This window comes from Streptomyces sp. CC224B, from assembly GCF_030010595.1.
GTDB classification, from domain to species: Bacteria; Actinomycetota; Actinomycetes; order Streptomycetales; family Streptomycetaceae; genus Streptomyces; species Streptomyces longispororuber.
Map to the genome: position 1 here is coordinate 1 of NZ_JASCXL010000194.1, position 8979 is coordinate 8979.

Sequence of the window (8979 nt, forward strand, 5' to 3'; positions counted from 1 at the left end):
CCCCGCCCCCCCCCCCCCCCCCCCCCCCCCCCCCCCCCCCCCCCCCCCCCCCCCCCCCCCCCCCCCCCCCCCCCCCGGCCCTGCTCCTGCCTCCCGTCCGGGAGGACTACTCCGTGGCGATCGCGTTCAGGACGTTCATCCGGCCCGCCCGGAACGCCGGGACCAGGGCGGCGAACAGACCCACGAACGCCGAGCCGATGAAGACCGTGATGATCGTCGGCCAGGGGATCTCCAGGACCTTCAGGCCCTCCAGGGCGAGGAGCTTCTGGGCCGTCGCGCCCCAGCCCATGCCCAGGCCGAGGCCGAGCAGGGCGCCGAAGAGGGCGATGACCACCGACTCCATGCGGATCATGCGGCGCAGCTGGCGGCGGGAGAGGCCGATGGCCCGCATCAGGCCGATCTCACGGGTGCGCTCCACCACGGAGAGCGCCAGCGTGTTCACCACACCCAGGATGGCCACGATGATCGCGAGGCCCAGGAGGCCGTAGACCATGTTCAGCATCTGGCCGACCTGGTCCTTCAAGGTCTCCTTGAAGTCGGTCTGGTCCTGCACCTTGTACTGCGGGTCGGACTTCAGGGTGGCCTTGAGCGCCGCGTACGCCTCATCCTGCTTGCCCTCGGCGGCCTTGGCGAAGACCATGTCGCTCAGCGGCATCCGCTCGGCGGACACGTACCTCTCGACGGTCTTGATGTTCAGGTACATCGCGCCCCGGTCGAGGGTGCCCTCCTCCGAGGTGATGGCCGCGACCTTCAGCTCGCCGGTGCGCCCGTGGTCGAAGGCGACCTCGACCTTGTCGCCGACCTTCAGGCGGTGGTCCTTGGCGAACTTCTCCCCCACCGACATCGCGTTGGTGCCGTAGGCGGCGGAGAGCGTGCCCGCGGTGGTCTCGCGACGCAGGTCCTTCACATACGTCGGGTCGGTGGCGCTCAGGCCCACGCCCTTGTCGGTCTTGCCGTCGGGGGTGGTGATGTCGGCCCGCACGTCCTTGTGGCGCGTGGTGTGGGCGACGTACTTGGTGTCCGCCAGGCGCTGCTCGGCCTGGTGCGTGATCTGCTGCCTGCCCTGCACGATGAAGTCCGCGCCCACCGACTTGTCCAGCTCGTCCGTCGCCGAGGCCACCATCGACGAGCCCACCACGGACAGGCAGGCCACCAGGGCCAGGCCGATCATCAGGGCGGCGCCGGTGGCTCCGGTGCGGCGCGGGTTGCGCAGGGCGTTGCGCTCGGCCATGCGGCCGACCGGGCCGAACATCCGCAGCAGCACCGCGCTGATCGCACGGACCACGAACGACGCCAGGACCGGGCCGATGACGACGAACCCGACGAGCGTGGTGACCACGCCGAGGCCCAGGTAGAGCGAGCCCTCCTTGGCCTTGTCCGCCTCGGCGGCGGTGTAGAGCGCGAGGACGCCGGCGGCGGTGAGGACCAGGCCGATGGCGGCGCGCAGCGCGCCCGCCTTGCCGTCGGCCGGGGTGCCCGCGTCGCGCAGGGCGGCCATCGGGGAGACCTTGCCGGCGCGCCGCGCCGGGAGGTAGGCGGCGAGGACGGTGACGACGATGCCGAGGAGCAGGCCCACCACGGGGGTTGTCGCCGAGACGGTGAGGTCCTTCGTGGACAGCTCCATGCCCATGCCGGACATCAGCTTCATCAGGCCGACGGCGAGGCCGACGCCCACGCCGACGCCGACGACGGAGCCGACGACGCCAAGCAGCAGCGCCTCGACGAGCACCGAGCGGTTGATCTGCTTGCGGCTGGAGCCGATGGCCCGCATCAGGCCGATCTCGCGGGTGCGCTGGGCGACCAGCATGGAGAAGGTGTTGATGATCAGGAAGATGCCGACGAGGAAGGCGATCCCGGCGAAGCCGAGCATCGCGTACTTCATCACGTCCAGGAAGCTGCTGACGGACTCGCGGTTGTCGTCCGCGCTCTCCTTCTGCGTCTTGATCTTGAACTCGGCGGCGTCGGCGCCGAGCGTCGCCGCCACGTTCTTCTTGAGCTGGGTGTCGCTGACGCCGCTCGCCGCGGTGACGCCGATGTGCGTGAACCGGCCGGTGGCGCCGAGCAGGTGGCGCTGGGCGGTCGGGGTGTCGAAGTAGACGACCGCGGCACCGGGGTTGGTCACCTTGAAGGTGGCGACACCGGTGATCCTGGCCGTGAAGTCGCCGGTGGCGGCGATGGTGCGCAGCTCGTCACCGATCTTCAGGTCGTGCTTGTCGGCGGTGTCGGCGTCGACCATCACCTCGGTGGGGCCGCGCGGGGCGTGCCCGGAGGTGATCTCCATGGACCGCAGGTCGTTCTTCGTCCAGTTGCCCGCGAGGGTGGGGGCGCCGCTGGACGGGCCGATGTCGTCGTTGTCGGCGTCGACGACCGTGACGCTGTCGCTGCTGACCGCGCCCTCGGCGGACTTCACGCCGTCGGCCTTCTCCACCCGGGCGACCGCGGAGGCGGGCAGGGACTCGGGCCTGCCGGTGCGCGGGCCCTCGTCGCCCGCTTCCGGGGCGTCCTTCGGCGAGAGCGTCACGTCCGCGGACGTCGCAGCGAAGAGCTTGTCGAAGGTGGTCGTCATCGTGTCCGAGAACACCAGCGTGCCGCAGACGAACGCCACCGAGAGGACCACGGCGATCCCGGAGAGCGCCATGCGTCCCTTGTGCGCGAAGAAGTTGCGCATCGAGGTCTTCAGGACGGTCATGACGTGCGCCCCCGGGCATCAAAGTGCTTCATGCGGTCGAGGACCTGCTCGGCAGTGGGCTGGTACATCTCGTCGACGATGCGGCCGTCCGCCAGGTACAGCACCCGGTCCGCGTACGACGCGGCGACCGGGTCGTGGGTGACCATCACGATGGTCTGGCCCAGCTCCGTCACCGACTTGCGCAGGAAGCCGAGGACTTCGGCGCCCGCGCGGGAGTCCAGGTTCCCCGTCGGCTCGTCACCGAAGATGATCTCGGGCCGGGAGGCCAGGGCGCGGGCCACGGCGACGCGCTGCTGCTGGCCGCCGGAGAGTTCGGTGGGCCGGTGCTTGAGGCGCCCGGCGAGACCGACGGTCTCCACGACCTGGTCCAGCCAGCCCTTGTCGGGCTTGCGGCCGGCTATGTCCATCGGCAGCGTGATGTTCTCGATCGCGTTCAGCGTGGGCAGCAGGTTGAACGCCTGGAAGATGAAGCCGATGCGGTCGCGCCGCAACTGCGTCAGCTTCTTGTCCTTCAGGCCGGTGATCTCGGTGTCGTCGAGATAGATCTGCCCGCCGCTGACCGTGTCGAGGCCCGCCAGGCAGTGCATGAGCGTGGACTTGCCGGACCCCGACGGGCCCATGATCGCGGTGAACTGGCCGCGGGCGATGTCGACGTCGATGTGGTCGAGGGCGACCACGCGCGTCTCCCCCGAGCCGTACGCCTTGACGACCTGGCGCGCCCGCGCCGCCACGGCCGTACGCCCGCCAGTTCCCCCGTGCCTGGGAGTGGTCACAGCCGTTGTCACGGTAAGTCTCCTAAGTGGGTGATGAGATGGCCGCGGTGGCTTCGCGTCCACACAGATCAGTCTGGTCCGCCGGGTGCTCCGGCGCCCTGGTGCACAGCGCAGTCTTTCCCTGGGGAAAACCCCACCCCTGCCACTGCGGTTCGTCGCAGGGCGCGGGGCCGGGCCGGGCCGAGCGCGCGGGGCCGGACCCCCGTTCCGGCCCCGCCTGAACGCCCCGGTCCCCGGCAGCCGTGCTCCGCGGCCCGCGACGTAAGGCAAATCTAAGGACGCCGCCCGGCGTTCTCGTCCTCCGCCGGTACCACTGCGCCCCGGTCCCTGGTACGGAGGTCCCCCTAGGGGTTCTCCACCCGGCGGTGGAGCGTTTCTCAGGGTCGCTCCACCCTCCCGCCGACCGGCACCCCGCTCCAGCGGGCGAGAAACCCTCCACCCTCCCGGAAAGCCCGCCCCGGTGAGAAGGTGACCCGGGGCAACCGGTGCACAGGGAAAGGATGCCGAGGGTGTCAGGGGGGCCGGAGGTGCCGAAGGGGCCAGAGGTGCCGAAGAGGCCTGAGGGGCCAGAGCGGCCGGTGGGGCCTGAGGTGCCGAAGAGGCCAGAGGCGCCGCAGAGGCCCGAGCCGCGGCGCACAGGAGAGCCCCACACGAAGACAGGGCACACGGACCGGCGCGGTGCCGTCGTCGCCGCGCTCATGCTCGTCATGGCGCTCGCCGCGCTGGACGCCACCATCGTCTCCACCGCCGTACCGCAGATCGTCGGCGCGCTCGGCGGCTTCTCCGTCTTCTCCTGGCTGTTCTCCGGCTACCTGCTCGCCGCGACGGTCACCCTGCCCGTGTACGGGAAGCTGTCCGACACCTTCGGCCGCAAGCCCGTCCTCATCGCGGGCAGCGTCCTCTTCCTCGCCGGGTCGGCGCTGTGCGCGCTCGCCTGGGACATGGGCTCCCTGATCGCCTTCCGCGTCCTCCAGGGCCTGGGCGGCGGCGCCCTCCAGGGCACCGTGCAGACCCTCGCCGCCGACCTGTACCCCCTCAGGCAACGCCCCAGGATCCAGGCCAGGCTGTCGACCGTCTGGGCCACGTCCGCCGTGGCCGGACCGGCCGTGGGCGGCCTCCTCACGGCGTACGCGGACTGGCGCTGGATCTTCCTGATCAACCTGCCCGTCGGCGCCTTCGCCCTCTGGCTCATCGTCCGCCACCTGCACGAACCCGTACGCGAACCGCGTCCACGCCACCGCCTCGACTGGCCCGGGGCGCTCGCGGTGTTCGCCGCGGGCGGGGCGCTGCTCACCGCGCTCGTCCAGGGCGGCGTCGCCTGGGACTGGCTGTCGGCGCCGTCGCTCGCCCTGTTCGGCGCGGGGCTCGCGGGCGCCGGGGCGGTCGTGGTGATCGAGCGGCGCGCCGCGGACCCGATCATCCCGGGCTGGGTGTGGCGGCGCCGCACCATCGCCGCGGTGAACCTGGCGCTCGGCTCGCTCGGCCTGGTGATGGTCGCGCCGACGGTCTTCCTGCCCACGTACGCCCAGTCGGTGCTGCACCTGGCCCCGACCGCCGCGGGGTTCGTCCTGTCCGTCATGACGCTGAGCTGGCCGGTCTCGGCGGCGCTCAGCCAGCACGTCTACCGGCGCATCGGCTTCCGCAACACCGCCATGACCGGCATCGGCGCCGCCGCCTGCGTGCTGGCCGCCTTCCCGCTGCTGCCCTACCCCGGCTCGGCGTGGCAGCCCGCGCTCCTGATGCTGCTGCTCGGCGCCGCGCTCGGCCTCTTCCAGCTCCCGCTGATCGTCGGCGTCCAGTCGACCGTCGGCTGGGCGGAGCGCGGCACGACCACCGCGTCCGTGCTGTTCTGCCGCCAGATCGGCCAGACCGTGGGCGCGGCGCTCTTCGGCGCGGTCGCCAACGGCGTCCTGAGCGCCCGGCTCGGCGGCGCGGGCTCCCTGGACGCCGTGGCCGAGTCCCTCGACGACCCGCACGCGGTGGCCGACCCGGAACGGCTGCGGCGCGCCGTCGACGCCGCCGTGGACTCCGTGTACGTGGGCGCGGCCGCGGCGGCGCTGCTGTGCCTGCTCGTGCTGCTGTTCCTGGCCCCGCGGCGGTTCCCCGTCCTTCAGGAGCAGAGAGGGCAGGGAGAGGAGGGAGACCAGGGAGAGGCGAGACAGGAGAGGCAGGAGAGGGAGGAGGAAGGGCCGGGGCAGGCACCCGCCCCGGCCGGGGCGCCGGAACCGGAGCCCGGGGCCGAACCCGGCTCCCCGCCGCCCCCGGCACCCCGGGTGCGCCTGGAGAAACCCCGTACCGACTGATCAGTACGGGGAGGTCCACGCGAGACCACCGCCCCGCACAGCCGCACAGCCGCACGACCGCCGGGCGGCGAAGGGCACGCCCAGGAACCCCGCAGGAACCCGGAGGAACCCTCAGGACCCTTCAGGAACCCGGAGAAACCCCTCAGGAACCCGGAGAAACCCCGGAGGAATCCCGCAGGGTCCCCCTCAGGACCCCTCCCCGGCCGCCGCGGGGCCGGGGATGTCGCCGTAGCCACGGCCCGTGAGGGCGGCCAGGCTGCTGCGCACGTGGTCCATGTGCGCCCGCACCTCGTCCCGCCGCTCCGCGTGCTCCCGCAGCACCCGCTCCGTCTCCCGCCCGATCCGCTCCTCCCGCACCCGCGCCTCCGCGAGGATCGCCGCGGCCCGCGCGGCCGCGTCCTCCTCGCCGTGCCGGGCGGACTCCTCCGCCTTGGCGTACGTCCGCTCCGCCTCGGTGAGACGGGCCTCGGCGGCCGCCACGAGGGCCGCCTCGCGCGCGTCGGCCACGGCCTCGCGCTCGGCGATCTCCCGCTCGGTGGCCTCCCACCGCCCGGCGTGCTCCTTCTCCTGCTCGGCGAGGAGCCCGCTCGTGCGCCGGCGCATCTCGCGGAGCGCCGCCAGCGCCTCGCCGCGCCACTCCTCCGCGTCGCGCCGCGCCGCCTCCCGCAGCTCGTCGGCGGCGGCACGCGCGGCGAGCAGCCGCTGCCGCACCCGCTCCTCGGCCTCGGCCAGCACCGTGTCGGCGTACGCGCGCGCGGCGTCCCGCAGGGCGACGGCCTCCTCCTCGGCCGCCCGGCCGAGCTCGTACGCCTCGGTCGCGGCCGCGTCCCGTACGGCGGCGGCCTCCTCCTCGCAGAGCGCGAGCAGGTACTGGGCGCGCCGCCCGAGCCGGTCGTACGTCTGCGGGGCCAGCCGCTCGACGACCTCGCGCAGCCGCGCGGCCTCCTCACCCATGTCCCGGGCGAGCACGGTCAGGCGGGCGGCCCGCTCCCACGCCGCGTCGCGCTCCCGGGACAGCGCGTCGGCGTACGCCTCCACCTGCGCGGGGCGGTAGCCGCGACCGCGTACGGTGACGAATCCATGGGGTGACGCACCGCTGCCGCTCATCCTTGATCCCCTCTCGCCCTCACCGGTTCTCGCCGTCGCGCTGACTCTCTCCACCGCGCCACCGCCGCACAACGCGATTGGCGCACATCTTGAGGGATCAAGCGGAAGTGGTCATAACGCGACACTCCGCCCGCCCCACCCGGTCAAGGATGCGCCCATTGAGGCGGAAGTCGGAATCGGGGTGTCGTCCCGCCGTACGTAGAAGAGCCGTTCGGCCCGGCGGTACGCCCCGACGGACGGCGGCACGGGCGCACGCACCACCCGCCCCGCGAAGAACACATACCCCCGCCACACCGGCAACAGGCACCCCCTATGGAAGAGGCGCCCGGCCCGCACCGCGGGTCGAGCGCCTCACCGTCACCGGCCCCGGCTACAGCAGGCCGTCCCACATCTGCTCCAGGAGCACCGACCACCAGCTCTCCGGCGAGGCGAGCGCCGCCGGGTCCAGCGCGGCCAGCTGCGTCTGGAAGTCGACGGTCCAGCGGCCCGCCTGCTCCTGGTTGAGCCCGTAGCGCAGCCGCCACATGCGGCCGAGCAGGGCCAGGCAGCGGACGAACTCCAGCAGGCCCGTGTTCACGAACTGCGGCGGCACCGGGGCGCCGCCCGGACCGGCCTCCACCGGCACCGCGACGATGTGCGCCGTGCCGTACTGCACGCACAGCGCCCGCCCGAAGTCACTGCCCATGACGAGGTACGAGCCCGCGTCCGACGCGGGCTGCACCCCGCGCTCCTGCGCCAGCTCCGCCAGGGTCGGCACCGGCCGCCCCGGCTGGGCCTGCGCCCAGAAGAACGGGCCGAAGTCCACGGGCAGCCCCGCCACGACGAGCGTGTACGCCACCAGGTCCGGCACGCCCTGCCGGGACACCGACCGCTGGTCGAACCGGAACACGCCCGGCCCGAACGCCGCGGCCAGCTCCTGCGCGGCGCCCTCCGGCGGCACCGGCGCGGCGGGCTGCACCGGCGGCAGCGGCGCCCGCACCGGCGCGGGGCGCGCCGGGCCGTCGGCGACCTGGTGCAGCTCGCCCTGGTGCGCGAGCAGCTGCTGCATGCCCTGCTGCCGCGACGCGTGGTCCCTGCCGTACGGCGCGATCGAGGTGATGCGCGCCTGCGGCCACGTCTCCCGGATCATGCGCGCGCAGTACGCGCCCGGCAGCTCGCAGGACTCCAGCTCCGTGTGCAGCTCGAGCACCTGGTCCGGCGGCACGTTCATGCCGCGCAGCTCGTGGAAGATCTGCCACTCCGGGTGCGGGGTGCCCGGCGCCGAACGCCGGATCACCTGCTGCTCGGACCCGTCGGCCGCGCGGTAGCGCAGCACCGCCTGGTAGCCCGGTCCCACGGTCGGCTGCCCCATCGGCATCTGCGGATAGCCGTACGGCTGCCCGGCGCCGGGCGGCGGCATGCCCGGGACACCCGGCGCGGCGGGCGGCGGGGGCGCGCCAGGACCGCCGACGGCGGGACCCGCGAGCATGGTGGCGGCGTGGTGGACGCCGCCACCGGGGGCGCCGGGAGCGCCCGGAGCGCCGGGTACGCCGGGAGCGCCGGGAGCGCCGGGAGCGCCGGGCACACCGTGGGCGCCGGGGGCACCCGGGGCGCCGGGCGGGCCGGGCGGCTGCGGCGTCCCGTAAGCACCGGGAGTACCAGGAGCGCCGGGAGTACCAGGAGCGCCGGGCGGGCCCGGAGGCTTGGGGCCGCCCATGCTCGGGTCCGCCAGCATCGTCGCCGCGTGGTGCACACCGCCCGGAGGCGTGCCCGGGGCACCGGGCGGGCCGGGCGGGCCGGGCGGCTGCGGCGTACCCGGAGCGCCGGGAGCGCCCGGAGCGGCGGGAGCGCCCGGGGCGCCCGGCGGTGTGATGCCGCCGCCCATGCTCGGGTCCGCCAGCATCGTCGCGGCGTGGTGCACACCACCGGGGGGCGTGCCCGGGGCACCGGGGGCGCCGGGTCCGGCGGGAGCGCCGGGCGGCGCGGGCGGCTGCGGTCCCTCGGGGCCGAGCGACGACACGAGCTGCGTCGCCACGTAACCACCGCCGGGCGGCGGCGTGGCACCCGCGTCAGGGGCGCCCGGGACGCCGGGGGGCGGCGTGCCGGCACCGGCCGGGGGCGGCGGCGC

General features: G+C 74.2%; 5 protein-coding genes. 1 reads left to right on the forward strand and 4 read right to left on the reverse strand.

The window, feature by feature from the left end:
* Positions 1 to 106 precede the first annotated feature (106 nt).
* Together QK440_RS40080 and QK440_RS40085 are read right to left on the reverse strand one after the other, a co-directional pair.
* The gene (locus tag QK440_RS40080; RefSeq protein WP_282798199.1) at positions 107 to 2689 is read right to left on the reverse strand and encodes an ABC transporter permease; all 2583 of its coding nucleotides are present in this window, start codon (positions 2687 to 2689) and stop codon (positions 107 to 109) included.
* The gene (locus tag QK440_RS40085; protein WP_282798200.1) at positions 2686 to 3474 is read right to left on the reverse strand and encodes an ABC transporter ATP-binding protein; all 789 of its coding nucleotides are present in this window, start codon (positions 3472 to 3474) and stop codon (positions 2686 to 2688) included. Before QK440_RS40085 ends, QK440_RS40080 begins: the two co-directional genes overlap by 4 nt.
* Positions 3475 to 4052: 578 nt before the next feature.
* On the opposite strand from QK440_RS40085, the gene QK440_RS40090 reads away from it, so the two are divergent.
* Positions 4053 to 5765, forward strand: a complete 1713-nt coding sequence (locus QK440_RS40090) for an MFS transporter (RefSeq protein WP_349239353.1) — start codon at positions 4053 to 4055, stop codon at positions 5763 to 5765.
* 186 nt (positions 5766 to 5951) lie between these two features.
* Here the strand turns inward: QK440_RS40090 and QK440_RS40095 are convergent, their stop codons facing one another.
* Both QK440_RS40095 and QK440_RS40100 read right to left on the reverse strand, forming a co-directional pair.
* Complete coding sequence (locus QK440_RS40095) at positions 5952 to 6872, reverse strand: cellulose-binding protein (protein WP_282798201.1); 921 nt, start codon at positions 6870 to 6872, stop codon at positions 5952 to 5954.
* Positions 6873 to 7242: 370 nt separating this feature from the next.
* On the reverse strand, positions 7243 to 8979 hold a 1737-nt coding region (locus tag QK440_RS40100), incomplete at its 5' end, for an SUKH-4 family immunity protein (RefSeq protein WP_282798202.1).